26 protein-coding genes are annotated in these 25,804 nt (G+C 63.4%); 9 read left to right on the forward strand and 17 right to left on the reverse strand.

The genetic code is table 11. The annotated features are described in order from the left end of the window. Window positions 1-28: 28 nt before the first annotated feature. Together gyrB and E4680_RS05720 are read left to right on the forward strand one after the other, a co-directional pair. Window positions 29-2,428 (forward strand): DNA topoisomerase (ATP-hydrolyzing) subunit B, encoded by a 2,400-nt coding sequence (gene gyrB / locus E4680_RS05715; protein ID WP_135281429.1) that lies wholly within the window; start codon window positions 29-31, stop codon window positions 2,426-2,428. A gap of 8 nt (window positions 2,429-2,436) precedes the next feature. Then, window positions 2,437-3,195, forward strand: coding sequence for an SAM hydrolase/SAM-dependent halogenase family protein (locus tag E4680_RS05720; protein WP_135281430.1), 759 nt, complete (start codon window positions 2,437-2,439; stop codon window positions 3,193-3,195). 23 nt (window positions 3,196-3,218) lie between these two features. Here the strand turns inward: E4680_RS05720 and E4680_RS05725 are convergent, their stop codons facing one another. The 5 genes from E4680_RS05725 to E4680_RS05745 all read right to left on the reverse strand — a co-directional run bounded on the left by E4680_RS05725 (window position 3,219) and on the right by E4680_RS05745 (window position 8,002). Then, window positions 3,219-3,722 carry a protein tyrosine phosphatase family protein gene (locus E4680_RS05725; RefSeq protein WP_167792400.1) on the reverse strand — a complete coding sequence of 168 codons (504 nt, stop codon included), beginning with the start codon at window positions 3,720-3,722 and terminating at the stop codon, window positions 3,219-3,221. An 81-nt stretch (window positions 3,723-3,803) separates the two neighbouring features. Next, a complete protein-coding gene (locus tag E4680_RS05730) occupies window positions 3,804-4,640 on the reverse strand; it encodes a hypothetical protein (RefSeq protein WP_135281432.1) in 837 nt (278 codons plus the stop codon). Further along, the gene (locus E4680_RS05735) at window positions 4,633-6,603 is read right to left on the reverse strand and encodes a monovalent cation:proton antiporter family protein (RefSeq protein WP_135281433.1); all 1,971 of its coding nucleotides are present in this window, start codon (window positions 6,601-6,603) and stop codon (window positions 4,633-4,635) included. The genes E4680_RS05730 and E4680_RS05735 overlap by 8 nt, the downstream gene beginning before the upstream one ends. 73 nt (window positions 6,604-6,676) lie before the next feature. Then, window positions 6,677-7,363, reverse strand: coding sequence for a thiol:disulfide interchange protein DsbA/DsbL (locus tag E4680_RS05740; protein WP_135281434.1), 687 nt, complete (start codon window positions 7,361-7,363; stop codon window positions 6,677-6,679). Between the two features lie 27 nt (window positions 7,364-7,390). Further along, entirely contained in the window at window positions 7,391-8,002 is a 612-nt protein-coding gene (locus E4680_RS05745) for a c-type cytochrome (protein WP_135281435.1), read from the reverse strand. A gap of 164 nt (window positions 8,003-8,166) precedes the next feature. Here E4680_RS05745 and yihA point away from each other — a divergent pair, with 164 nt between their 5' ends. Both yihA and E4680_RS05755 read left to right on the forward strand, forming a co-directional pair. After that, on the forward strand, window positions 8,167-8,775 hold the full coding sequence (yihA, locus tag E4680_RS05750) for a ribosome biogenesis GTP-binding protein YihA/YsxC (RefSeq protein ID WP_135281436.1): 609 nt from the start codon (window positions 8,167-8,169) through the stop codon (window positions 8,773-8,775). A gap of 310 nt (window positions 8,776-9,085) precedes the next feature. Further along, window positions 9,086-10,159: an AI-2E family transporter gene (locus E4680_RS05755; RefSeq protein WP_135281437.1), complete on the forward strand. Its 1,074-nt coding sequence runs from the start codon at window positions 9,086-9,088 to the stop codon at window positions 10,157-10,159. Window positions 10,160-10,198: 39 nt separating this feature from the next. On the opposite strand, the gene polA is transcribed toward E4680_RS05755, so the two are convergent. The 5 genes from polA to xth all read right to left on the reverse strand — a co-directional run bounded on the left by polA (window position 10,199) and on the right by xth (window position 16,118). Continuing rightward, window positions 10,199-12,931 (reverse strand): DNA polymerase I, encoded by a 2,733-nt coding sequence (polA, locus tag E4680_RS05760; RefSeq protein ID WP_135281438.1) that lies wholly within the window; start codon window positions 12,929-12,931, stop codon window positions 10,199-10,201. Between the two features lie 7 nt (window positions 12,932-12,938). Next, window positions 12,939-14,189, reverse strand: coding sequence for a diaminopimelate decarboxylase (lysA, locus tag E4680_RS05765; protein ID WP_135281439.1), 1,251 nt, complete (start codon window positions 14,187-14,189; stop codon window positions 12,939-12,941). A gap of 10 nt (window positions 14,190-14,199) precedes the next feature. After that, entirely contained in the window at window positions 14,200-14,367 is a 168-nt protein-coding gene (gene lptM, locus E4680_RS05770) for an LPS translocon maturation chaperone LptM (protein WP_135281440.1), read from the reverse strand. A gap of 106 nt (window positions 14,368-14,473) precedes the next feature. Then, the gene (locus E4680_RS05775; RefSeq protein ID WP_135281441.1) at window positions 14,474-15,250 is read right to left on the reverse strand and encodes a glutathione S-transferase N-terminal domain-containing protein; all 777 of its coding nucleotides are present in this window, start codon (window positions 15,248-15,250) and stop codon (window positions 14,474-14,476) included. 94 nt (window positions 15,251-15,344) lie between these two features. After that, window positions 15,345-16,118 (reverse strand): exodeoxyribonuclease III, encoded by a 774-nt coding sequence (xth, locus tag E4680_RS05780; RefSeq protein ID WP_135281442.1) that lies wholly within the window; start codon window positions 16,116-16,118, stop codon window positions 15,345-15,347. Window positions 16,119-16,317: 199 nt separating this feature from the next. Between xth and E4680_RS05785 the strand changes: the two genes are divergently transcribed. Further along, on the forward strand, window positions 16,318-18,504 hold the full coding sequence (locus E4680_RS05785; RefSeq protein ID WP_205688768.1) for a KAP family P-loop NTPase fold protein: 2,187 nt from the start codon (window positions 16,318-16,320) through the stop codon (window positions 18,502-18,504). A gap of 54 nt (window positions 18,505-18,558) precedes the next feature. Here the strand turns inward: E4680_RS05785 and E4680_RS05790 are convergent, their stop codons facing one another. Both E4680_RS05790 and E4680_RS05795 read right to left on the reverse strand, forming a co-directional pair. After that, window positions 18,559-19,128 (reverse strand): GNAT family N-acetyltransferase, encoded by a 570-nt coding sequence (locus tag E4680_RS05790; protein ID WP_135281443.1) that lies wholly within the window; start codon window positions 19,126-19,128, stop codon window positions 18,559-18,561. Further along, entirely contained in the window at window positions 19,125-19,940 is an 816-nt protein-coding gene (locus tag E4680_RS05795; RefSeq protein ID WP_135281444.1) for an inositol monophosphatase family protein, read from the reverse strand. The genes E4680_RS05790 and E4680_RS05795 overlap by 4 nt, the downstream gene beginning before the upstream one ends. A gap of 141 nt (window positions 19,941-20,081) precedes the next feature. Between E4680_RS05795 and E4680_RS05800 the strand changes: the two genes are divergently transcribed. Continuing rightward, complete coding sequence (locus E4680_RS05800; RefSeq protein WP_135281445.1) at window positions 20,082-20,696, forward strand: sigma-70 family RNA polymerase sigma factor; 615 nt, start codon at window positions 20,082-20,084, stop codon at window positions 20,694-20,696. Next, window positions 20,690-20,905: a zf-HC2 domain-containing protein gene (locus tag E4680_RS05805; protein ID WP_135281446.1), complete on the forward strand. Its 216-nt coding sequence runs from the start codon at window positions 20,690-20,692 to the stop codon at window positions 20,903-20,905. The genes E4680_RS05800 and E4680_RS05805 overlap by 7 nt, the downstream gene beginning before the upstream one ends. Window positions 20,906-20,917: 12 nt before the next feature. Here the strand turns inward: E4680_RS05805 and E4680_RS05810 are convergent, their stop codons facing one another. The 4 genes from E4680_RS05810 to E4680_RS05825 are packed head-to-tail and all read right to left on the reverse strand — an operon-like array spanning window position 20,918 to window position 23,448. Next, window positions 20,918-21,436: a DoxX family protein gene (locus E4680_RS05810; RefSeq protein ID WP_135281447.1), complete on the reverse strand. Its 519-nt coding sequence runs from the start codon at window positions 21,434-21,436 to the stop codon at window positions 20,918-20,920. Further along, entirely contained in the window at window positions 21,433-22,206 is a 774-nt protein-coding gene (locus E4680_RS05815) for an HvfC/BufC N-terminal domain-containing protein (protein ID WP_205688769.1), read from the reverse strand. The genes E4680_RS05810 and E4680_RS05815 overlap by 4 nt, the downstream gene beginning before the upstream one ends. Then, entirely contained in the window at window positions 22,206-23,105 is a 900-nt protein-coding gene (gene bufB, locus E4680_RS05820) for an MNIO family bufferin maturase (protein ID WP_135281449.1), read from the reverse strand. The genes E4680_RS05815 and bufB overlap by 1 nt, the downstream gene beginning before the upstream one ends. 37 nt (window positions 23,106-23,142) lie before the next feature. Beyond that, window positions 23,143-23,448: a BufA1 family periplasmic bufferin-type metallophore gene (locus E4680_RS05825; RefSeq protein WP_135281450.1), complete on the reverse strand. Its 306-nt coding sequence runs from the start codon at window positions 23,446-23,448 to the stop codon at window positions 23,143-23,145. Window positions 23,449-23,728: 280 nt separating this feature from the next. Between E4680_RS05825 and yghU the strand changes: the two genes are divergently transcribed. Continuing rightward, window positions 23,729-24,580, forward strand: coding sequence for a glutathione-dependent disulfide-bond oxidoreductase (gene yghU / locus E4680_RS05830; RefSeq protein ID WP_135281451.1), 852 nt, complete (start codon window positions 23,729-23,731; stop codon window positions 24,578-24,580). A 23-nt stretch (window positions 24,581-24,603) separates the two neighbouring features. Here the strand turns inward: yghU and E4680_RS05835 are convergent, their stop codons facing one another. Next, window positions 24,604-25,017, reverse strand: coding sequence for a CoA-binding protein (locus tag E4680_RS05835; protein WP_135281452.1), 414 nt, complete (start codon window positions 25,015-25,017; stop codon window positions 24,604-24,606). A gap of 147 nt (window positions 25,018-25,164) precedes the next feature. Here E4680_RS05835 and E4680_RS05840 point away from each other — a divergent pair, with 147 nt between their 5' ends. Then, window positions 25,165-25,392, forward strand: coding sequence for a type II toxin-antitoxin system CcdA family antitoxin (locus tag E4680_RS05840; protein WP_135281453.1), 228 nt, complete (start codon window positions 25,165-25,167; stop codon window positions 25,390-25,392). Window positions 25,393-25,804 lie beyond the last annotated feature (412 nt).

Genomic DNA, 25,804 nt, shown 5'->3' on the forward strand with positions numbered 1-25,804 from the left:
TGTGCTTTTCCCTAGGTATTCCCCTCGTATGAGCGCAACAAGCTACGACTCAAGCAGCATCAAAGTGCTGCGCGGCCTCGATGCGGTTCGCAAACGCCCCGGCATGTACATCGGTGATACAGATGACGGCTCGGGCCTGCACCATATGGTGTTTGAAGTCGTGGATAACGCCATCGACGAGGCTTTGGCCGGACACTGCTCGAACATCCTGGTCACGATCGAAACCGACAATGTCATGACCATTTCCGATGACGGTCGTGGAATTCCGGTAGACGTTCACGCGGAGGAAGGCCGATCGGCTGCGGAAGTCATCATGACCGTCCTGCATGCGGGTGGGAAATTCGACGACAATTCGTACAAGGTATCCGGAGGCTTGCACGGCGTCGGCGTATCGGTCGTCAATGCGCTCTCGGAGGTGCTTGAACTCACCATTCACCGCGACGGGAAAAGCTATTTCCAGCGCTACCACCTCGGCGTGCCCGACGCGCCGCTCGCGGTCATGGGCGAGACGACCCTGCGCGGCACCACAATTCGATTCAAGCCAAGCCCGTCCATCTTCAGCAACATCGAATTTCACTACGACATTCTAGCCAAGCGCCTGCGTGAGCTGTCGTTCCTGAATTCAGGCGTACGCATCGAGCTGCGCGACGAACGCGGCGAGGGCCGGAGCGCGACATTCGAGTATCAAGGCGGAATCCGCGCCTTTGTCGAGCACCTCAATCAGAAGAAGACACCGCTGCACGCAAAGATCTTCTACTTTTCCGGTGAACGCGACGGTATCGGCGTCGAAGTCGCCATCCAATGGAATGATTCTTACCAAGAGACCATGTTCTGCTTTACCAACAACATCCCCCAAAGGGATGGTGGTACGCATCTCGCTGGATTCCGGGCTGCGTTGACGCGCACGGTCAATGGGTACATCGACGAAGCCGGTCTCAATAAAAAGGAAAAGCTCAACTTGACCGGTGACGACGCACGCGAAGGATTGACTGCCGTGCTCTCCGTTAAAGTGCCGGATCCCAAGTTCTCATCGCAGACCAAGGACAAGTTGGTGTCTTCCGAGGTGAAGGCTGTTGTGGAATCACTGATGGCTGAGAAACTTCAGGATTTCCTGTTGGAACACCCGCATGACGCCAAAGTCGTCATTGGCAAGGTGCTTGATGCGGCGCGCGCGCGCGAAGCCGCGAAGCGCGCGCGAGAGATGACTCGCCGGAAAGGCGCGCTTGACATCGCTGGATTGCCGGGAAAACTCGCCGACTGTCAGGAGAAGAATCCCGCACTCTCCGAGATCTTCCTCGTCGAGGGTGATTCAGCGGGCGGCTCAGCCAAGCAGGCACGTGACCGTCGTACCCAGGCCATCTTGCCGCTGAAAGGTAAAATCCTGAACGTCGAAAAAGCCAGGTTCGATAAAATGCTTGCATCACAAGAGGTTGCAACGCTTATCACGGCGCTTGGCTGTGGCATTGGACGGGACGATTTTAACCCCGACAAGTTACGCTACCATCGAATAATTATCATGACCGACGCCGACGTGGACGGTTCCCATATCCGGACGCTGCTGCTGACGTTCTTCTATCGGCAGACCTATACTCTGGTGGAGCGCGGACATGTCTACATTGCGCAACCCCCACTGTACAAGGTAAAGAAAGGCAAGCAGGAGCAGTACCTGAAGGACGATGCAGCCCTGAATAGCTATCTGCTCAACATCGCCGTGGATGGCGCATCGGTCTGGCCGGCACCGGATCTTCCGGTTCTTCAAGGCGAACCATTGGCCCGGCTGGTCCTCATGCATCAGGACGTGGAACATGCAATCGAACGTTTGTCGCGATCTTATGATCCGCATGTCCTGACGGTACTATCGGAGGTGGAGCCGATCTTGCCGGTGCTGGCGGACGAGGCCGCGCGCAATCAGTGGCGGGAGATGTTCGAAGCCCGGCTCAATGCGACCGCTCCGGGTGCGAATCGCTATGTTGTGCCAACCAGTGAAGTCGATGGACTGTTCGTCATTCGCTATCGGCACGGCTTGGAGCACACCTATCACGTGAGCCACGAGCAACTCGAGAACGCGGAATTTCGCCCGCTTCACAAACTAGCCCAAAACCTGTCCGGGTTGTGGAGCGATCAGGCCCGTGTCGGCCGCGGAGAACGCAGTCAGAGCGCTCCGCGATTCCAAGATGCCGTGCGTTGGCTGATGGACGAGGCACGACGCGGCATGACCGTTCAACGGTACAAGGGATTGGGCGAAATGAATCCCGACCAGCTCTGGGAAACGACCATGGATCCCGAAACCCGGCGACTGCTGCGGGTAACCGCCGAGGATCTCGTGGCCGCCGACGACATCTTCACCACCCTGATGGGCGATCAGGTCGAGCCGCGCCGGGATTTCATCGAACGCAATGCCCTGCTGGTCAGCAATCTCGACGTGTGATTCGTGGTATGAAGCCCGAACATGACGCCGGCGCTGCGCCGATCTTCCTGTTCACCGATTTTGGATTGCCGGCGCCCTACGTGGGCCAGATGAAAGCGGCGATTCACCGCACCGCGCCAGCGGTTCAGGTAGTCGATCTCTGTCAGGATCTCACGCCGTTCCAACCCCGTCCGGCGGCCTACCTTCTGGCCGCACTGGTGCCGTATCTGCCGGTTGGCGCCAGTGTCGTCGCGGTCGTCGATCCTGGAGTCGGCACGGAACGACGGGGATTGGTGCTGAAAGGCAGCGGGATACGGCTGATTGGACCGGACAATGGCTTGCTGGCCATTACGGGACACCGACTGGTCGATGCCACCTGGGCCGCCTTGCCGGATCCGGAAAGTGATGCCTGCGCGACGTTCCACGGTCGGGACTGGTTCGCCCCCGCGGCCGCCCAATTGCACACCGGCCAGCCACAGATGTTGCACGATCTGGGTGACATCGCACCGGTGGGTGCGCCCTGGCCGGAAGACTGGGCGGCGGTGATCTACGTCGACCGATACGGCAATGCCATGACGGGTCTGCGTGCCGATCGGGGCATGCGCCAAGACCAGACCCTGAAAATCGGCGGACGGACGGTGCGCCCTGCGCGAACCTTCGCGGATGTTCCGGTGGGCGAAGCGTTCTGGTATGCCAATTCAATCGGCTTGATCGAGATCGCGATCAACCAAGGGAATGCAGCTCACCAACTCGGGCTGGAAGTGGGTCGCCCGCTTTTCGGCGGATGACCCGCTTCCGGCCCGAGGTCAGGCTATTTCAAGTGTTGTTTGACGGCATCTTCTAGGGTGGTAAGACCAGCGGCTTTTCCGAATTCGAGCGCTTGCTCGGCCGACTTGCCCTCGATCGCATGAGCCCGGATCGCCAGCAGCGCACCCACACGATTTCCGCTGGCGCAGTGGATCATCACCGGTCCAGGTTGCGCGTTGGCGAGCGCACGATCCAATCGGTGTGCATTTTCCTTCGACAAGTCAGCGGCGCCGCCGACCGGGATGCTGATGAAATCCATTCCCAGGGATTGAACCAAGCCCGACTCTTCGATATCCGGCAATTCCGAACTTGGACGCAGGTTGATTACGGTCTTGTACCCGGCCGCGGCTGCGGCGCGGAGATCCGCCTCCGTCGGCTGACCTCCGGTCAGCAGGTTCGGTGCGGGCTGTTTGGCGTTCGGAATTTGGATCAGCTTCGCTTGGTCGCTCACAGAAATGACTCCCTGTTGTGAGGTGTTTTGGGCCAGTAGTCCGGGAGAAAACGCCACGCAGACCAACAGAACCCAGCCAGAAATCGGCGTGCGAAGGATTGTAACGGTCATAAGCGGCCCTTTGGGAAGTCCGTTGGTTCACCAAGGCAGGCGACGCAGTCCATCCAGCGTCGTGGCTTGGAATGAAACCTCCAAATCAGCGTCCGGATGAGGCGTCTTTTGGCGGGATTCGATCGCCCATCGCGCCATCAGTCCCATCTCTCGCCCCATGCGAAAATTGATCACGGCCGGCGAGCGATGGCGATGACGAATGGGCCGATTCACTTGGCTGCGGCAGGCCGCCAGCACCAACGGCAGGGGAATCCATTGCCCAGACAGGGCCGAAACCGCTTGTTCAATGCATAGTTTAGCGCTGCACAGCGATTCGATCACCTCGGCAATCTCATGCGTAGCGATCAGGGGGAAGGCGTCGTCGCGATGCTGGGGAAAAGGCAGGATGCCGCGCCGAATCGCCTTGCGCATCGGGGTATTGAGCCAGCGCTCCAGAACCAGCGCCGTGGGCAACGCGATAACTGGACGATCGGTACTGGACCGCAGGCAGCCACGCGGTGATCCGGCCGGTACCAACTGAACAACCCGCCCGGGTAGGCGAGGCCAATAGCTCGTAGGCACCAGTCCGAGGTTAGGCGGCTTGGCCCCCAGGCGGTTACCCGGGAAAATCAACAGCCAATCCAGGGCGGGCACCTGCACTGCGGCGCTGGCTCGGGCTGCCTTTCTCGAAAGCGCGTGAATCGTCACGCCGCGGCGAGAGAGGCGCTTGGCCCATGAGGAATCACGATTGCGCGACCACGCGGTAATCGTCGCCCCCGCCTCCAGCAGGACCTGCAGGGTGGCTGCGGCTTCGGGCCCGTGGATCCCCACCATCCCGATCCGCATTGCACTGGGTAACGGTTTGCGTGCCGTCACATCATCCATGGTGTTCTCCGCCAAGCAGTCGCTGCTCGGCTCTTTCGATTTGCGAAGCGGTACCGAGCAATACCAACGTGTCATCGGCCTTGAGTTCTACATCTGGAGACGGATCCTGCCCGGTCACGGTGCCCCGCCGCAACGCTTGAACCCGGATTCCGATCTGCTCCAGATTGAGATCGCCCAAACGGTGGTTGACCGCATGGGCCGTCTCCGGCAGTGCCACCGGATGAACCACTTCAAGCGGCTTACCGGTCTCATCGGCAATGCGGGAGCGTTCGCCATGGAGATAACCATGCAGCAGGCGGTAGCGCTCCTCACGCGCCGTACGAATGTGTTCCTGAATTCGCTCGGTGGGCGTGCCGAGCAACTCCAGCACGTGGGAAACCAACATCAGACTGCCTTCCAGCGTCTCCGGAACGATCTCGGTCGCTCCGGCGGCCTGCAAGGCCTCCCAATGCCGGTCATCAGCTGTGCGCACCAGTACTGGCAGGTCCGGCCGCAGTGCACGGACCTCTTCCAGGATGCGTTGGGCATCACCGAATCCATCGAAGGCGATCACGACCAGACGGGCTTTGTCCAATCCAGCCTTGCGCAGCAGGGTGCGCTGGCGGGAGTCGCCATACAGCACGGGTTCGCCGGCCAGCAGCGCCTCGCGGACACGCAGGGTATCGCTGTCGATCGCGATATACGGAATCTGCTCGCGTTGCAGGAATCGCGCGATGGCCTGGCCGACCCGACCAAATCCGCAAAGAATGACATGCGGCTCGTCCGAATCTGCAGCCTGGGACAATGGAGGCGCGGATCCGGATCTGCGGTCTGCCCAGCGCGCCCAATGGGGATTCATTTTCAACAGTAGCGGGGTCAGCATCATGCTCAGCATGATGCTCGAAAAGACCAGGGACTGCTGCGCGGGCGCCACCAGATCCAGCGCGCCGGCCAAGGTCAGCAGCGCGAACCCGAATTCCCCGCCCTGGGCCAGGGCGAAACCGGCCTGCCACGCATTGCGCCGCTCTTCGCCGACCAACCAGGCCAGGGCAACCACGATGACCCACTTGATCACCATGAAGCCAATGGTCAGCAGGATGATCCAATGCAGCTTTTCCACCATGGGGACAGGGTGAATGAGCATCCCCACGGCCACGAAGAAAATGCCCAGCAGGACGTCCCGGAATGGCCGGATCTCCGCTTCGATCTGATGGCGGAAATGGCTTTCACCGAGCAGCATGCCAGCGACGAATGCGCCCAATGCCATCGACAACCCCAGCAATTGGGTCAGGGCGGCCGCAGCCAGGATGATGACCAGAACCGCCAGCACGAAAAGCTCTTCAATACGGGTTCGCGCCACCAGCGTGAACAGACGCGGCAGAATCCGGGGCCCCAAGATCGTCAGTCCGACCAGCAGGAGGGCCGATTTCACCAAGGTCCAGGCCAGCGACGACAGCAGCTGGTCCGTCTGGCCGCCCAGAGACGGTAGAAGCGCGAGAAAGAAAACAGACGCCATGTCCTGAAACAGCAGCACAGCGACGGCGATCTGACCGAAGCGCAGATGGAGCTGGTGATTTCGAGACAGCTCCCGACTGACCACCGCAGTCGATGAAAGTGTTAAGGCGGCGGCCAGAACCCAGCTGGTGGTGACCGAAAGATTCAATAACCAGCCAATGAGCCAAAAGCTCAACAAGGTCACCAGAACCTGCCCCAGACCGACGCCCAGCACCAGCCGGCGCATGGCCAGCATCTTGGGCAGTGCAAATTCGAGACCCAGGGAGAACAAAAGGAAGACGACCCCGAACTCGGCCAGCTGAGCAACCGATTCGGGGCTTGAAATCCACCCGAGTCCTCCCGGCCCAATCAGCAGACCGACGACGATGTAACCCAGGATGGGCGGAATCCGCAACGGATAGCACAGAGAAAGAACCACCAGCGAACTGGCCAGCAAGATCAGCAGTTCGAGGAAGAAACCATGAGCCATATCGGGCACCGACCGGAGATCAGGGGATGTTCGAACTATACCATCCCCGGTCGGCACGCCTTTTGTAACGCACTTACTTCTGGGCGGATTTTTGTTCCTTGGCCACCAGGAAATCAATGACCTTGAGCGTCTCGGTCAGCTTGTCTTCCTTGCGCGAGACATGCTGCTGGAAACCTGGAGAAACTACATACTTGCCATTGACCACGAAGGCGGGCGTGCCCAGCAGGAGGATCCCGAAACGCTGCCACTGTGCTTCCGCCTGTTTCAGCTTGGTGCGAACGGCGAAGGAATCGTAGGCCGCCGAAAAGGCCTTCTTATCGACGCCATATTGCGTGACGAATTTCGCCATTCTGGACTCGCTGTCGAGTCGTTCTTTGTCCTCGTGAATGGCCTTGAACAGGGGGGCATTCAGCTTCTCCGCCGCCCCGAGGGTTTCAAGCGCATAGAAGGACTGCCCGTAGACGCCCCAGCTGCGGCGAAAGAAATCCGGACCATGGGTCACGCGGACGAACGTGACCTGATCGGCGTTGGTTTTTTGCCAGGACTCCAGATATGGCTCAATGTCGTGGCAAATATGGCAACCATAGGAAAAGAATTCGGCCACCTCGACCTTCGCGCCGGGCGTAATGCGCTGGGGATTTTCCACCAGCCGATACTGTACGCCCTCCTTATAGCTCGGCGCAGCGCCGACGCTGGTTGCCACGAACCCCAGGCAAACCGCGAGGAAGATCCATGGTAAAAGCCGCAATCGATACCCCATGAGTCGTACTCCCTCGTTGGGTCGGTGTCAGTGTAGTCCTTCGATATAGGAAGAGACCGCTTCGATTTCCTGGTTGCTCATGCGCTTGGCCACGCTCTGCATGATTTGACCCGTGGGAGAGCTGCCACGTTCCCCACGACGGTAAGCTTCCAGTTGCATCTTGGTGTACTGCGCATGCTGGCCCGCCAGTTTGGGATATCCGGCCGGACCGTTTCCGGCGCCTCGAGGACCGTGGCAAGCCATACAGGCCGAGACCCCGGATTCCTTGTTGCCGCCCCGGTAGAGTTTACCGCCGGCTTCAGCCAAGGCCGGGTCGGCACCGCCGATCTGAGGGCGCTGCTTGGCGAAATACGCGGCCAGGTCGGCCATATCCTCTTCGCTCAATCCCATCGCCATGGGTGCCATCACGGGATTTTGCCGGTTTCCGTTCTTGAAGGCCTGGAGCTGGGACATGGTGTATTCGGGGTTCTGTCCTGCCAGCTTCGGCCATTGTGGATTGGTGCTATTGCCGTCGAGCCCGTGACAGGCCGCGCAGGGAGCGGCCTTTTGCTGTCCCGCTTCGGGATTTCCCGCGGCTGCCGCCGCGCCGGAAACGCACAACCCGATGAGCATCAAGCTCACGGCAAACAGTCTGTTCATAGGAAAGGTGCCTCCTGATCTGGCATGCTGGATGGCCGTGAGCCGGGAAAACGCGGCGTTCCAGACGAACGCGCCGGAGAACCGGACTCGCAAGCGCGCAATTCTACAACGTTGACACCAAACGGGGTCAACCGAAACGGTCAAGAGGACATCGGGCAAATCTCATGCGGGACTACAATGGCGCCGTTTTTGTCAAGAGTGTGGCTCAGCTAGTCCAGTTGCCAGCGGACGATCAGGCCGAAATCGCTTTCGCCGGCCGCTCCAACGCGGGCAAATCCAGCGCCCTCAACGCCATCACTCAACGGCGCGCGCTGGCGCGCACCAGCCGCACCCCTGGCCGGACTCAGCTGCTCAATTTCTTCGTGCTGCCCTGCGGCATGCGTCTGGTCGATCTGCCGGGCTATGGCTATGCGAGCGTGCCGCTTGCCGTACGCCGGGAATGGGCGGCGCTCGTCGAGGGTTATCTGCTTGCGCGCGCGAGCCTCAGGGGTGTCGTCCTGGTGATGGATGTGCGGCATCCACTGACCGAGTTCGATCGGCAGATGCTGGCTTGGTGCACCGCGGCCGGTGTGGCCTGTCATGTCCTGCTCACCAAGGCCGACAAACTGGGTCGTGGCGCCGCCGGCAACACGTTGCTAGCGGTGCGACGCAGTCTGGCACAGGAAGCGCCGGGGGCAACCGTGCAATTGTTCTCGGCCATCTCGCGACAGGGCGTCGATGAGGCCCGGGCGCAGCTGGAGCACTGGTTTGATGATCCGGTTCTTGCGGAATAAAAAAAACCGCGACAGCCGAAGGGGGAGCCATCGCGGTTACCGCGGGCTGCGGCTTTGGGGGTAGCCAGCGCGCCCACTTACTCAGGGTAGGAAGAGTATCGTTGCGATACTCGAATACATAGACTATGAAGACTTCCCGGAAGTTCCATCGAAGCCCTGATTTTTATCCCGGTGCCCTCGTGCCTGCGGTACCGCAGGCACGGGAATGCCCGGTGAAACGGCAGCGGACGTGTCGAAATCCACGGGTGCGGGCAGACCGGATCGGAGGCGACCGGGGCCGGCGATCTCGATGATTGCGAGAGAGGAAGTAATGATACGTGACTGGCTGAAACAGACATTCGCTGATCGGCGGATCGTGATGCTGATCGGCATGGTATTCCTGTTCATGGGGTTCATCATCTGGACGGCGCAGATGATGGCGCCCGTCTACGCCAGCGTAATCATTTCATTTCTGCTCCACCCCCGCGTGCGATGGTTGGAGCGCCGCCGCTTTCCGCACCTGCTCGCCGTCCTGTTGATCTTTGTCGTCTTCCTGGGCGGGCTGGTGTTGACCTTGTTCGCGTTCCTGCCGCTGTTCCTTCAGCAGCTGACGACGTTTGCCCAGCAGATTCCGTCGCTGATCTCCGCGGCGCAGACGACCCTCATGGACCTGCCAGAACGTTATCCGAGCCTGATCTCCACTTCGGAAATCGATGAGATTCTGGCCCAGTCCCGGGCGCAGGGCCTACAGTTGAGCCAGCGGCTTCTGGGATATTCGTTTTCCTCACTGGTGGGGGCCGCAACGCTGATCGTCTACATCTTCCTGGTGCCGTTCCTGGTGTTCTTCCTGCTCAAGGATGGCGATCGTATTCTCGCCTGGTTCGAGCGTTTCCTGCCGGATGATCGCGAGCTGGCCGTGCGCGTCTGGCACGAAGCCCAGCATCAGTTCAGCAACTACATCCGCGGCAAGTTCATCGAGATCCTGATCGTCGCCATGGCCACGTTCGTCATATTCAGCCTGATGGGTCTGAACTACGCCGTGCTGCTCTCGGTGATTACCGGCCTGTCGGTGCTCATTCCCTACGTCGGCGCGACGGTCGTGACCTTGCCGGTGGCGATGGTGGCGTACCTGCAGTGGGGCATGTCCCAGGAATGCCTGCTGGCGATCCTGGCCTACGGTGTCATCCAGTTCGTCGACGGCAATATTCTCGCCCCCGTCCTGCTCGGCGATGCGGTCAAGCTGCACCCTGTCGCCATCATCGTGGCCATCCTGTTCTTTGGGAACATCTGGGGATTCTGGGGCGCATTTTTCGCCATTCCCCTGGCCACGGTGGTGAATGCGGTGATCAACGCCTGGCCGGCTACCACCGCAGTCATCGATCGCGCACCGGAGGGCCCGCTCTGACCCGAACGGCGGTAAACCGGGGCGGGGCTGCCCCGAGGGTCAGCTCCCGTGGGCGGCGTCCCAGTTCTCACCGACCCCCGCGTCCACTTCAAGCGGAACGGCCAGCGCCGTCGCCCCCTGCATGCGCGCCAGAACCCCGGCCTTGACGGTATCGATGGCGTCGAGTGGAATCTCGAAGACCAGTTCGTCGTGCACCTGCAGGATCATTCGCGCCGGCACGCCGTCGCGCTCGATCCATTCGTCGATGGCGATCATGGCCCGCTTGATGATGTCGGCGGCAGTGCCCTGCATGGGGGCATTGATGGCGGTGCGTTCGGCGTACTGACGCTGGTTGCCGTTGCGGGCGTGGATGTCGGGCACATACAGCCGGCGGCCGAACACTGTTTCCACATAGCCTTGTTCGCGGGCTTTGGCGCGCGTCTGGTCCATGAATACGCGCACGCCCGGATAGCGTTCGAAGTACAGATCGATGTAGCGCTGAGCCGCTTCCCGCGCGATTCCGAGCTGACGCGCCAGCCCGAACGCCGACATGCCGTAGATCAGGCCGAAGTTGATGGCCTTGGCCGCCCGGCGCTGCTCGCCTTGCACCTGCTCCAGCGGCACGCCGAACACCTCGGCTGCGGTGGCCCGGTGCACGTCTTCGCCCTCGGCAAATGCCTGACACAGTCGGGCGTCGCCGGACAGATGCGCCATGATGCGTAGTTCGATTTGCGAGTAGTCCGCCGAGAGCAGGACGTGGCCCGGATCGGCGATGAACGCCTGGCGGATGCGACGGCCCTGGGCAGTGCGCACCGGGATGTTCTGCAGGTTGGGATCGGACGACGACAACCGCCCGGTAGCCGCGACCGCTTGATGATACGAGGTGTGGATGCGCCCGGTCCGCGGATCGATCTGAGCGGGGAGCTTGTCGGCATAGGTCGACTTGAGCTTCGCCAGGCCGCGATATTCCAGGATAAGGCGCGGCAAGGGGTAGTCGGCGGCAAGCTCCTGCAGCACGTCCTCGGCGGTCGATGGCTGTCCCTTCGGGGTTTTGCGCACCACCGGCAACCCCATCTTTTCGAACAGGATCTCCTGAAGCTGCTTGGGTGAATCGAGGTTGAAGGCGCTGCCGGCTTCGGTCTGGGCGGCCTCCCGCAGCCGGTCCATCTCGGCCGAGAGCTCGGCGCTCTGGGCCTTGAGCTGCGCGGCGTCGACGCGCACGCCTGTGCGTTCCATCCGGCCCAGCACCGGAAGCAGCGGCATTTCGAGGGTGGTATAGATGGACGCCAGCGTCGGGACCGCCTGCAGTCGCGGCCACATCGCCTGGTGCAGGCGCAGTGCGATGTCCGCGTCCTCGGCGGCGTAGCGCGTGGCCGTCTCGATCGGCACGGCGGCAAACGGAATCTGCTTGGCACCCTTGCCCGTCACGGACTCGTAGGCGATCGTCGAGACGCCGAGTTCGCGCAGGGCCATCGAGTCCAGATCGTGCCGCACCGTACTGTCCAGCACATAGGACTCGAGCAGAGTGTCGTGGCGGATGCCGGCCAGGCGGATGCCGTGGTTTTCCAGCACCGCGCGGTCGTATTTCAGGTTCTGCCCGACTTTGAGCCGCGCCGGGTCCTCCAGCAGGGGCTTCAGCCGCGCCAGCGTCTCCTCGCGGTCCAGTTGCGGCGTGGCCTCGAGCCCTTCATGGGCGAGCGGGATATAGATGGCTTCGCCCGGCTCGATGGCAAAGGAGAGGCCCACGATGCGGGCTTCCAGGCTGTTCAGGCTGGTGGTTTCGGTGTCGAGCGCGATGAGCTCGGCCTTCTCCAGTCGCGCCAGCCAGTGCTCGAAGTCGGCGGTTTCGCGGACGCTGTGATACGTCACCGCGGCACCGGGGTCTGTGCTCGGATCCGAGGCCACTGCCCCCGCGGTCGGATCGCCTTCACGGTTGAGTTCGCGCAGCAGTCCGCCCAGTTCCAGATCCTGCGCCAAGCCCAGCAGGGTTTCGGTATCGGCCGGCTGCGGTTGCAGATCGTCGAGCGATTGCGCCAACGCCACATCGGTGCGGATACGTGCCAGTTCGCGCGACAGGGCGAGCTGTTCGAGATTGTCGCGCAACGATTCGCCCACCTTGCCGGCGATCGTGTCGGCTGCCGCCAGGAGTGCGTCCAGGCTGCCGTGGGCGCTCAACCATTTGGCCGCCGTCTTGGGGCCGACCTTGGGCACGCCCGGGATGTTGTCGCTGCTGTCGCCGACCAGAGCGAGGTAGTCGATGATGCACTCAGGCGGCACGCCGAACTTGGCCACCACCCCGGTGCGGTCGAGCCAGGTGCCGGACATGGTGTTGACCAGGGCGACGTACCCGTCGACGAGCTGGGCCATGTCCTTGTCGCCGGTGGAGATGATGGTCTCCATCTGCTGTGCGGCGGCTTGTCGGGCCAGGGTACCGATGACATCGTCCGCTTCCACGCCGGCGACTTCCAGCAGCGGCACGCCCATGGCGCGGATCAGAGCCTTGAGCGGGTCGACCTGACGGGCGAGATCGTCCGGCATGGGTGGACGATGCGCCTTGTAGGCCTGGAACAGCTCGTCGCGGAACGTCTTGCCGCGGGCATCGAACACGACTGCCAGCCGCTGCGGTTGCAGCTCCTGGATCAGCTTGCGCAACATGTTGTAAACGCCCACCACCGCGCCGGTGGGCCGGCCGTCGCGCGTGCTGAGCGGCGGCAGCGCATGGAAGGCGCGGTAGAGATAGCTCGAGCCGTCCACTAGGACCAGTGGCACGGGCGGTGTGGGCGGAACCGTCATGTCGCCGTCAATCCGGCAGCAGGCTTTCGCCGGCCCACAGATCGTTGATCGATTCGCGCGCTCGCGCCACGTGGATGCGGTCGCCGTCCACCAGAAGTTCCGGCGGCCGGGGGCGGGCGTTGTACTGCGAGGCCATCACGAAACCGTAGGCGCCGGCGGAGCGCACTGCGAGCAGATCCCCTTCGGCAATCCTCAGCGGCCGCGCTTTGCCCAGGAAATCGGCGGTTTCGCACACCGGCCCGACCACATCGTAGACCGCCTCGGGCCGGTCGGGATGCTGCTGCACCGTCACGATCTCCTGCCAGGCTTGGTAGAGCGCCGGACGCAGCAGGTCGGTCATGCCCGCATCGACGATGGCAAACTGCCGTTCGCTCTGGGTTTTGAGATATTCGACCCGCGTGAGGAGAATGCCGGCGTTGCCGACCAGCACGCGGCCCGGTTCCAGGATCAGTTCCAGCGTCCGGCCGCCCAACCGCTCGCGCAGCGCCGCGGCATACTCAGCCGGGTCCGGTGGCGTTTCGTCCCGGTAGCGGATGCCCAGTCCGCCGCCGACATCCAGGTGCTGCAGTGCAATCCCCTGCTCCGCCAGGCGGTCGACCAGCTGCAGCACGCGATCCAGGGCGTCGACGAATGGGGCAGTCTTGGTGAGCTGCGAGCCGATGTGGCAATCCACACCGACCACCCGGATCCCGGGCGATTCGGCGGCCCGTGCATAGGCAGCTTCGGCCTCGGCGATGGCGATGCCGAACTTGTTGTCCTTGAGCCCGGTGGCGATATAGGGATGGGTCTGGGCGTCCACGTCGGGATTGACGCGCAGCGACACTGGCGCGGTGACGCCGTGAGCGCGGGCGATGCGGTCGAGGCGGTCGAGTTCGGCGATCGATTCGACATTGAAGCAGCGGATGCCGACCGACAGCGCGTGTTCCAGTTCAGCGGTGCGCTTGCCGACCCCGGAAAACACCACTTTGGCGGGGTCGCCGCCAGCCTGCAGCACCCGCGCCAGCTCGCCGCCCGAAACGATGTCGAATCCCGAGCCCAGGCGGGCCAGCACGTTCAGCACCGCCAGATTGGCATTGGCCTTGACTGCGTAGCAGATCAAATGCGGGTGATCGCCCAGCGCCTCGGTCATGATCCGAAAATGGCGGGTCAGCGTGGCGCGCGAATAGACATAGGCCGGCGTGCCATAGGCGGCGGCCAGCGCTTCCAGGTCGACATCCTCGGCATGCAGCCGGCCGTTGCGGTAGAGAAAGTGATCCATGGGTCAGCGGTTACTCGGTGGCAGGCGGGGCGATCACGGCGGGCGGCCCTTCGTCCCCATCATTGGCGGGTGCCTCGGCCGGCACGGCTTCCTCGCTCCGGTACAGCGGCCCCTTCTGGCCGCATGCGGTGAGCAGCATCAAGGCGAGCGGCAGCAACAACCATCGGGAGCGCGGCATGGGGACGATCCGTAGCGGTGGGTAACAGACAGGCGGCCAGTATAGTGCGCGCGTTCCGGCTTGCCCATGCACAGGTCGGCCGGCGCGCTGCGCACGCGGGGATGCTTCAGGTGGCGTAGGTGCGTTCCAGATAACCGAGGATGGCGGCCGACTCCAGGATCTGCATGCCGGTGTTCGGATCTTCCAGATAGGGCACCTGCATGTGGCCGGTGCGGGCGAAGTGCGCCGCACGCTTGCCGCCGGGAACCGGTGTGTAGGGCGCGGGATGGCGCTGGCGCGCACGGCCGAATTCCGACCGCTGTTCCTTGGCCACGTTGTGCAGCACATAGGGCAGTTCCAGCTCGGTGAGGCGTTCGCGCACCAGCCGGCAAAAAGGGCTGGCCTCGAAACTCCAGAGATGCAGCGGCTGTTCCGGCGCGTGCGAGGGCCGCACGCGCACGCCCTTGCCGGCCCGAATCAAACTGCCCAAGGCGTTACCGACCTGTTTGAGCAGCGCGCCGCGATAGTGCAACGGCACCGGACCGCTGCCGTAGGTGCGGAACAGATAGGCGACGATCGTTTCGGACTCGTAAAGCGCAGTGCCCGTATTGGGATCGACGAGATAAGGAAATTGCGCCTTGCCGCCCTGCGCCACCACCTCGGGCCGAAAGCGCGTGCCGCCCTTGGGGCAGGGGTAGACCTCGACATCCAGATGCAGCGCCGAGAGCGCTTCGCGCGCCGAGCGACAGAACGGACAGCCTTCCATGTCATAGAGCTTGAGGCGCTGCGCCGGAGGCGGGGCGTGAACCGCTCCGGGCTGCGCCATCATGCCGCGGCCGAGGCCCAGCAGCGTGGCGAGGAAAGAACCGATCACATCGAACCGCTGCGACAGGGAAGAGGACATGGCGCGCTCCAAGGCCGCGGGAAGGCATACCCGCTCATCCTAGCCGGCTCATGCACAGACGCAAGACTGTCTTGGGCACAGCCTCAGTGGGTGTTCAGCTCAGATTCCTGAATCGTGCGATCACCGGCGCATGGTCCGACGGCCGCTCCCAGCCTCGTGGCGTGGCATCTATCCGGCTCTCCTCGCACAGCGTCGCCAGCGCGGCACTGACCAGGACCAGATCGATGCGCAAGCCGCGCTTGCGGCGGAACGCCATCATCCGGTAATCCCACCAGCTGTAGATGCCACCAGCGGACTCGTGCAGGCGCAGGCTGTCGGTAAGCCCCAGATCGAGCAGCACCTGCAAGGCCTTCCGTTCCGGCTCGCTGCACAGCACCTGCCCGGCCCAGGCAGCCGGGTCGTGGACATCCCGGTCATCGGGCGCGATGTTGAAATCTCCGACCACCGCCAGATGCGGGTGTTCGGCCAGTTCGGCTTGCAGGTAGTCGCGCAGTCGGGCGAGCCAGTCGAGCTTGTAGACATACTTGTCGCTGTCCACCGATTGGCCATTCGGCACATAGAGATTGATCAGCCGCAGCGGCCCGATGGTGCACGCCAGAACGCGCTGCTGCGGATCGTCGAAGCCGGGCAGGCCGGTGCGCACCGCCGTGATCGGCGAGCGGCTGAGCACCGCCACGCCGTTATACGCCGATTGGCCGGCGAAAACTGCCGCGTAGCCGGCATCGCGCAAGGCCTCGACCGGGAAGTTCTCATCCTTCAGCTTGGTTTCCTGCAGGGCCAGTGCATCCACGGGATTCTCCCGCAGCCAGTCGAGCACCTGCGGCAGGCGTACCTTGAGCGAATTGACGTTCCAGCTGGCGATCTGCATGGGTTTTCGGAATGGGGTCAGGCGGGTGGTGGATCGAGGGTGAATGACGCTTCGGTTTCGGCTCACTCTACACCACTCGAACATCCGACCCAATGACGGCTGCGGCCGCAGTTCCGGGCCGCTAGACTGGCGGGATACTTGATCGCTCCATTCGTGCCGCCATCAGGGCTCAACCGAAATAATAATAGGGGGGAAGTCCATGGAGGATCCGCTAAACAACTGCAATGCCGCATCCAGGGCCGCGATGACGGCCTTGTCCGCCGATCGCCCCTGCACTGATCCCAAAGACGATCTTTTCGGACACGCACCCTTCGCGCGTCACTTGGCCAAGAGTATCCGCTGCCACCGAGGCGGCGATGGTCTGGTGATTGCCCTGCATGGCCTCTGGGGTTCTGGCAAGACGACGATCCTGAACTATGTGTGTCACTACCTCGAAGCGGAGAAAACTGAAGACGCTGACCCGCCCGTCGTGGTGCATTTCAATCCCTGGTGGTTTTCCGGCCGCGAGGATCTGGCTCAGACATTCCTGCGGCAACTCCAGGCGGCGCTGCCGGCGAAAAACGCCAAATTCAAGCGGCTTGGCGAATTACTGGACAAGTACGGTGAAAGTCTCGGAGGTTTTGTCGGAGCAGCGGTCGATGCGACGGGGATGACAGGAGGTTACGCCAAAGATGCAGGCAAGACTGTTGGGCGAATGTTGCAGAGAAAGCCGAAGGATGTCCCTGCCTTGAAAGCCCAGATTGCAGACGAGCTGCGCGAAGCGAAGGTCCGCATCCTGGTCATCATCGATGACATCGACCGCCTGGATCACGACGAGGTGCGCCAGCTTTTCACCGTCATCAAGGCGCTGGCCGATTTCCCCTTTGTCACCTACCTGCTCGCCTTCGATCGCAAGGCCGCCGTTCAGGCCATCGAACGCGACAGTGGCCTGCCCGGCGCGCGTTACCTCGAAAAGATCATTCAGGTTCCCTTCGAGATCCCGCTCATCGATCGCACCACGCTTCGCGATGTGGTGCTTCGGCGCTTGGACGAAGAAGTGTTGAATTGCGTACCGGATGATGCTGTCGATCAGGGCCACGGCGCAGCGGTCCTTGTCGGCGGGATCGAGCGACTGGTTTGCGTGCCTCGCGATGTCATCCGTCTCGTGAACACACTCTCGGTCACCTTTCCGGCCGTGGCCGGTGAGGTGAATCCAGTTGATTTCATCGCCATCGAGATGCTTCGGGTTTTCCTGCCGGAGCTCTACGACACCATTCGTTTGAATGAAGAAAAGTTCACGGGGTCACGTGCGGCGTCTGGGGCAACGTCGGTCGAGAATGAGTTTCACGAGCGATGGGCCAGCGAATTGCCTGAACCATTGCGCGACGGCATGCGGGAGATGATGGGGCGCCTTTTTCCGAAGATCGCTGCTGTCAGCCATTCGGGTGGCCCGCCATCGCAATGGCGTCGTGATCTTCGGATCTGTCATCCGGAACTGTTTCACATGTATTTTCGACTTTCGCTATTGCCCGGCGCGGTGAGTCACGGGGAAGTGATGGCGCTCATCGCAGCCATCGCGACACCGGAGAACTTCAAGGGCATCCTGCTCCGCGCGAAAGAGGAAACCGCCCTCGGCGGAATCTCGAAGTCGCGGGCGTTGATAAAAAGGGTGGGAGATCACGTCGCATCCGACATTACGGAAGGAGATGTCCCACGCCTCATCGCACAAGTTTTAGATATCGGCGACGAGCTGATCGGCCCTGAACTTGCGCATAGGGTTCTGTTAAGCGAGGGCGAAGAACGGATGAGCGACGAAGTGCTGATGAGGGATCTGGTATGCCGTTCGCTCAAACGGATGAAGATGGAGGATCGGCCCGGAGTGCTCTTTCAAGCCATTGAACACGGGCACGCACTCGTGATCCAGGAATACGTGCTGCACGAGCTCGATCCCGCGACGACATCCGGCGCCGGCGGGGAGGCATTGATCGGCACCGATGATCTCGAACGGCTCAAGAAGTTGTGGTGCGGGCGGGTGCAGGCGCTGTCAGCTCAGCGTGTCTTCTTGACGCGCCCCAGATTGCCTGGGACGCTGGCCAGCTGGGGGCAGTGGGGCGACGCCGCCGCGCCGCGGGGCTGGTGTGAAGCGGTGGCATCGACGGACGAGGGCCTGCTCGCGCTGCTGATGCAGTTTCTTCGCCATGATCTGGCATTGGAAGATCGTGTTCGGCCATGTCCCCGACTGAATCCGAGGTCGCTGGAACCCTATTTGGATACGCGCCTCTGTTTCGATCGGTTGTTGCCATTGCGCGATCGCGGCGCGATCCCATCCGAGTTTCAGCCCGCCGCGAATCAGTTCATCCTCGAATACGAACTGCTGGCGCAGGGTAAAAATCCAGATGCTCCCTGATGACTTTTTGAAGCCGAGGCAGGCTCTTCTGGATGTTGGCGGCCGTAGCGGTGCTCAGGACGGCGTGCCGGCCAACCATTGCGTCCGCGACAGGCGGTAGAGGACAAGCCGTCGCAACGGGCTGTCCGGCGCGATGGCGGGATGATCGAACGGTTCGTGGGCATCGTGCATGCCCAGGCGTGTCATGACCGCTCGCGAGCGCTGGTTGCCGACCGCGGTAAAGGCGACGATCTCGGTCAGCGCGAGCCGCTCGAAGCCGAAGTTCAGCGCGCAGAGCGCGGCTTCGGTGGCGAAACCCTGCCGCCAATGCGGGTGAGCGAAGCGCCAGCCGATTTCCACGCAGGGCGAACAAGGCAGCTCGGCCGACGGGACATTCAGGCCGGTCATGCCCAGAAACGCGCCGGTTTGCCGGTGTTCTACCGCCCAGAATCCCCAGCCCTGCGTGTCGATGAGCCGCTGGCAGCGATCGGCCAAGGCATCACTGTCCGCCCGGTCGAGCACGGTGGGGAAATATTCCATGACGCGGGGATCGGCATTGAGCGCGGCGAACGGCGCCCGATCCGCTGGCCGCCATGGGCGCAGCAGCAGGCGCTTCGTGGGCATGGTGACCGGTGTGCGCGTCATCGTCCGCGCGCCGGGTCACGGGCAACGTCCGGCCCCGCCATCGGCGCCTCTTCGCGCAGGGCGAGGGCGGCGTCGAGCAGCCCCCGGTTGGCGCCGGCGACCAGGCCCATTTCCACCCGATCCCAGACCAGCGGCCCGCCATCGGGCGCACAGGTCTGCCCGCCTGCTTCGCAGATGATCAGGGCCGGGGCCGCGAAATCCCAGATCCGGCCGCCGCGCAAGTTGATGTACAGGCCGGTGACACCGCTCAGCAGCTCGTGGGTGCTGGCCGCCGAACAGGCCGTGGCGCGGACGGCCCGCGTCGCCCCCACCAGTCGCTGCAACCATGCCCATTCCTCTGGGCGCAAGCGTTTGTTGAATTCGGCGCCGAGCAATGCGTCGCCGAGCGCGTCACCGCCGCGCAGGGTGACACGATCGCCGTTCAGCCAGCAGCCCTCGCCCCGTGCTGCGGTGAGGGTGACGCCCAGGTCCGGCAGGTGGATCACGGCGTGGCGTGGCGCCGGGTCCATGCCGGCCAGCATCACTCCCCATTGCGCCGATCCAGCCGAAAACGGGGCGGTACCGTCGATTTCATCCGCCACCAGGAACGAACCGTCCGGAACATCGTGGCGCGGACTTTCCTCGGTCAGCAGGGGCAGACCGGGGAAGTGGTGGGCGAACGCCGTCAGCAGGCCGACGTGGACGGCCCGATCGGCCGAGGTCACGATCTCTCCCTGGGCCTTGGCGGTGACGGCAAGGCCTTCGGCGCGGGCGGTTTGCGCGATGGTGCCGGCCTCGCGGGCGATTCGTTCCAGCGCCTCGAGGGTCTGCATGAGCGTTGCTCCACGGGATGGGTTGGCGGGAGCCGGCCGGCGCTCCGGCTTGCGGTGACGCAGGGCGGCCGCGACGGGATAGGGTACGCTAGAGCCTTGCCGCTGTTCAGCCTTGTTCAACGCCGACCGAGATGTTCGACGATGTCGTCACCCGACGCCCCCTTCGAGGCCCCCGACTACCTGCAGGATCCGGCTTTCATCGCAGACCTGCGCCGCCGGATGCTGAAATTCGCCCACCTGCAGCTGGGTGATGCGCATCTGGCGGAAGACGTCGTACAGGAAGCCTTGGTGAGCGCGCTGAAGAACGTGGCGGGCTATCGCGGACAGGCGGCCTTCAAGACCTGGATGTTCGGGATCCTGAAGCACAAGATCATCGATGCGCTGCGTCAGCGTCGGCGCTGGGTCGAGCCAAGCCGTGTGAGCGATGATGAAGCCGGCGGCGACGAGTGGCTCGATCAGCTGTTCGATGAGACGGGGCACTGGCGCGCCGAGGAACTGCCCCGGAAGTGGGGTGATCCCGAGGGCAGCTTCCAGGACGATCAATTCTGGCAGATTTTCGCCGTCTGCCTGGACGGCCTGCCGCCTCGCCAGGGTCGGGCTTTCATGATGCGGGAATTTCTCGGGCTGGATGCCGATGAGATGTGTAAGGTGCTCGGGATTTCGCAGACCAATCTGCATGTGACATTGCACCGCGCGCGGCTGCGGCTGCGCGAATGTCTGGAAAACCGCTGGTTCGGGGAGGCGCAGCCATGTTGAGTTGCCGGGAGAGTACCCGTCTGATGTCCGAGGCTCGGGAGCGACCGCTGTCGTTCGGCGAGCGCATGGCCTTGCGCATGCATCTGGCCATGTGCAGCGGATGCCGCCGCTTCAACCGGCAGATGGATGTCCTGCGCGAAGCCTCGCGCCGGTTCTCGCCCCTGGATGGCGACTTTTCCGCCCCCGACGACAAGGACCCGCTGCCCTGAGCCAAGCCGGGCTTAGCCGGTCCGGCCGTATTGGCGGGCGATCCAGGCATCAATCGACACCTTACCGGGCCCCTTTGCGATGAGATACAGCAACACCGCGGCCCACACACCGTGGGTCGGATAGGCGCCGGGATAGACGAACAGCTGGATCACCAGCGTCATGCCCAAGAGACCCAGCGCCGAGAAGCGGGTGGCCAGCCCGATCAACACCAGAATCGGCAACACATGCTCGGCCACCGTGGCCATGATCGCCGCCCAGAGTGGCGGCAGCAGCGGCAGCGCGTATTCCTCCTGGAACAGAAACAGTGCCGAATCGGACAGTCGCGGCCAGCCCAGGCTGAACTCGCCCTGCACCAGATTGATGGTCAGCCCCTCGATCTTGGTCTGTCCGGACAGCCAGAACACCGCGGCGATGGAAAACCGGCCGAGCAGGGCGATCAGGCTGTCCGGAATGCGTCCGAACAGATCGATCAGTGCGGCCAGCGGCCGGGCGGGCCATGGCAGTGGCGCGATTGCAGATGCGGGCTTCATGCAGCGGTTTCTCCAGGGGGATCAAGGGAAATCAGGGCGCGGGCGCGGATCAGGCCGGCCAGCGCAGCGGACAGATCGAGGTTCAGCCCCGCCTCGTGCACCGCCCCGACAGCGGCCGCGAGCGAGTCCCCCGCGAGCAGCCGCGCGGCCAGTTCGCCCGTCGCGGTATCGACCGGAATGACGTCCACTTCCAGCTCGGGACGCGTCACCCAGGCGCTCTCGCCCGCACTCGGGTCGATCTCGGCGAGTGAGCCCACGCCCTGGTGCGCCGCCCAGATGGAGACGGCGGCGTGGTCCGAGCGCAGCACGGCGAAGGCGGGATGCAGCCGCACGTGCCAAGCACCCAGATCCGGCTGATCGGCCAGCAGGGTCGCCAGGCGCTCGGCGGGCATCGGCTCGGCATCGGCGGCATGCAGCGCCGTCAGGCGCAGCCACTCCAGGCGCGCGACATCGGGCAGATAAGGCAGCGTGCGGGCCGGCGCGAAGGCCGCGATGAAATCGGCAAATCCCGCGCCGTATTCGGCCATGACCGGACTTTGTGGTGGCTGCGCGCGCACGAAGCACTGACCCATGGCGCGGAAGAATGCCTCGCCGACCAGTTCGCGCGTGACCGGAAAGGTATCGGCCAGCACGCCCAGCAGCGAGACCATGACGTTGTTGCGATAGATCGCAAGACGCGTGGCGGGGTCGGAGCCGTTCCAGGTCGTCAGGTCGGTGGGTGGCGGCCGCTCGGGATCGAGCAGCGCGCCGGCGAATTCGGGCTGATCCATCATGCGTGTTCCACCCGTGCATCGCCTCGGGCGGCTTGCAGGATGCGCTCGGCCTGGCGCGCTTCGGCCAGGAGCACATCGAAGGCGGGAATGTCGTTGTCCCGTTCGATCAGCGTGGGTACGGGGCCGAGCTGCGCGATGGCCTGGGCATACAGATCCCAGACTGCGGTGGCGACCGGCGCGCCGTGGTTGTCGATGAGCAGCGGATCGCCGGCGCCATCCACGGCCTCGGCATGACCGGCAAGATGGATTTCGCCCACGGCCTGCAGCGGCAGGGCGGTCAGTTCGGCCTGCGGATCGCGATGGTGATTCACGCAGGAGACGAACACGTTGTTCACGTCGAGCAGCAAGCCGCAGCCGGTGCGGCGGACGATCGCGGTGATGAATTCCGCCTCGGACAGCGTCGAGGCGCGGCTTTCGAGATAGGTGGCCGGATTTTCCAGAAGCATGCGCCGGCCCAGGCGCTCCTGGACGTGGTCGACGTGATCGCAGACCCGCGCCAAGGTAGCGGCGTCGTAGACCACCGGCAGCAGATCGTTCAGGCACACCGCGCCGTGGCGCGACCAGGCCAGATGCTCGGAAAACCACTCGGGTTCGTAGCGCGCCAGCACGGTCGCCAGGCGCTCGAGGTGCGCCGGATCGAGGTCGCTGCCACCGATCGACAGCCCGACGCCGTGTACCGACAGGGCGTAGTGCTCGCGGATACGGCTGAGATAGTGGTGAAACGGGCCACCCGCGCCCATGTAGTTTTCGGCGTGGATCTCAAAGAAACCCAGCGAGGGGCGCTGGTCCAGAATCTGCCCGAAATGCTGGGGCTTCAAGCCCAGTCCGGTACAGGCGCCGGTGCGGCAGGCGGACGCTGCATGCCACGAGGGACTGTGATGGGAAGAGACCGTCATGGATGCGCTCCGCCTGCCTGTCATGCGTCAAACAGTATTACTTTTCAGCAAATGCGGCGAGTTGGCCCTTGCCCGTTGGCGAGGTGGGCGAGTCCATCGAGACGCAGGTGCCTGCCGGGACATATTTCCAGGCGTTGCCCTGATAGTCCTTGACGGAAGTGCCGGCGCAGGTCGTGCCCGGTCCGGCCGCGCAGTCGTTCTTGGCTTTCAGGGACACGCCATAGCATTTTTCCTTGTCGGCGGCGCCGGCAACGGCCGGGGCCGCGGCCAGGGTCACGGCCAGGCCAAACGCGGCGGCCAGGCCGGCACCGGCGAGGGTCAGGGGTTGGGCTTTACGGGTCATCGGTTCATTCCTTGATGAGTATGGGTAAAACGCGGCAAGCGGCCGCGGGCGCTGCGACCGGTTCTGCGGGCCGGTGGGCCCATCTTCGGGTCGCATTGCCGTAGTCGCGGTGCGGAGAAAATTCTTACACTTGCCGGCAGATAATTTTCAAAGCGCTGATCGCAAAAAGAATTTTTTGCATCGCGTGGCCCTGCGCGCATTGTGCCGGCCGGGCCTTTATGATGAATCGGCCGCCCGTCGGCCGGCGTTCCCTTCTCTTCCCACCCTCGAGGAGCTTGCGATGAGCGATGAAAACCCCGCCGAGTACGTCCCGCCCCGGATCTGGAAATGGGATACCGAAAGCGGCGGACGCTTCGCAGCCATCAACCGCCCCGTTGCCGGCCCCACCCACGACCGCGAACTGCCGGTGGGCCAGCACCCGCACCAGCTCTATTCACTCGCGACACCGAACGGCGTGAAGGTCACCGTGATGTTCGAGGAGCTGCTGGAGGCAGGCATCACCGGGGCCGAGTACGACGCCTGGCCCATCAACATCCTGGACGGCGAGCAGTTCTCCAGCGGCTTTGTCGCCGTCAACCCGAACTCCAAGATCCCGGCTCTGCTGGATGTCAGCACGCCGACCCCCACCCGTGTGTTCGAGTCGGGCGCGATCCTTCTCTATCTGGCGGAAAAGTTCGGCGCCTTCCTGCCCGAAGCGGGGGCCGGACGAGCCGAATGTCTGTCCTGGCTGTTCTGGCAGATGGGCAGCGCGCCGTTTCTGGGCGGCGGCTTCGGTCATTTCTACGCCTATGCGCCGGTCAAGCTCGAATACCCCATCAACCGCTTTGCGATGGAGGTGAAACGCCAGCTCGACGTGCTCAATCGCAACCTGGCCGACCGGCGTTACCTCGCCGGCGAGGCCTACACGATCGCCGACATCGCGGTGCATTCCTGGTATGGCGCGCTGGTGCGCGAGAACTTGTACGAGGCGGGCGAGTTCCTGCAGGTGACGACCTATCAGCATGTGTTGCGCTGGGCCGAGGAAATCGCCGCGCGACCCGCCGTTCAGCGCGGCCGTCGCGTCAATCGCACCTGGGGGCCGGAGGCCGAGCGCATACCCGAGCGCCACGGGCCGGAAGACTTCACGCGCTGATGGCGCTGGCCGCGCCCCCGGGCTCAGCCGGCCCCGATCAGCCGGGCGTGTTCGATCTTGATGCAGCGGTCCATGACCGAATCGAGCCCGGCTGCGCGCGCCAGCCGGTCAGCCTTGATGTTGGCAATGCCGAGCTGCTGCCACAGGCAACGGGCGCCGATGGCCACGGCTTCCTGTGCGACTGGCAGCACGTCTTCCGTACGCCGAAAGACGTTCACCAGGTCGACAGCGTGCGGAATGTCGGCGAGGCGGGCATAACAGCGCTCGCCGAGCACCGAATCGAAGCGCGGGTGGACCGGAATGATGCGATAGCCATGCTGTTGCAGATAGCGGGCGACCTGATGGCTCGCGCGGTGTTCCTTGGCCGACAGGCCCACTACCGCGATCGTGCGGCATTCGGTCAGGATTCGGCGCAGGTCGGTGCTTTCGTCGGTCATGGCAACATCTTCACTCCCCAAAGTTGGTGACCCGCCGTCTGCGAAGGTTCAGCGATCGGCGGCCATGACGGAAGCACGCGCGCCGGTCACTCGCGGTCGCTCGGCAAATCATCTGCGCATAGCATATACGCATGCGCACGCACCGCCGTGGCCACATCCGACGACCACCAAACCGCCAGGCGCCCCGCCAACCGGAGCATCTATGCCGATCTCCTCGCCAAGGTCCGGGACCTGAAGATCAATCTTACGGCCACCTTGGAGCAGGCGCTGGTCGAGAGGCTCCGGCAGCGCCAGCGCGAGCAATGGCTGGCGGCGAACCGGGACGCCTTCGACGCTTCTAACCAGAAGGTTGAGACTCGGGGTCTTCGGCGATGACCGGAGATCCTTTTGATGCCCCCGTTCTCGCTTCACAGGAACATCCATCCCGAGTCCTTCGCCGCCTGTCCCGATCTCCTGGATATCCAGAGCGACTGACGGCCGATCTCGGCACCCGGGTGGAGGTGCCTTTAGTGCCGGCGACTGTGATACACGGCACGGCCATCGAGACGCTGATGCCGGTCTTCAAAATCGACGGCAACGGTTCACGAAGGCGGCATATGCACGTCTCATTCGACCAGCCAATCGTGTCTAAACATTACGTCAAAACAGGTAATACCGCTGCGCCAGCGGCAGCACTTCCGCTGGCTCACAGGTGAGCAGCATGCCATCGGCGCGGACCTCGTAGGTCTGTGAGTCCACTTCCATGACCGGCGCGTAGTCGTTGAGCACCATGTCGGACTTGGTCACG

This window comes from Candidatus Macondimonas diazotrophica (assembly GCF_004684205.1).
Taxonomy (GTDB): Bacteria; Pseudomonadota; Gammaproteobacteria; order UBA5335; family UBA5335; genus Macondimonas; species Macondimonas diazotrophica.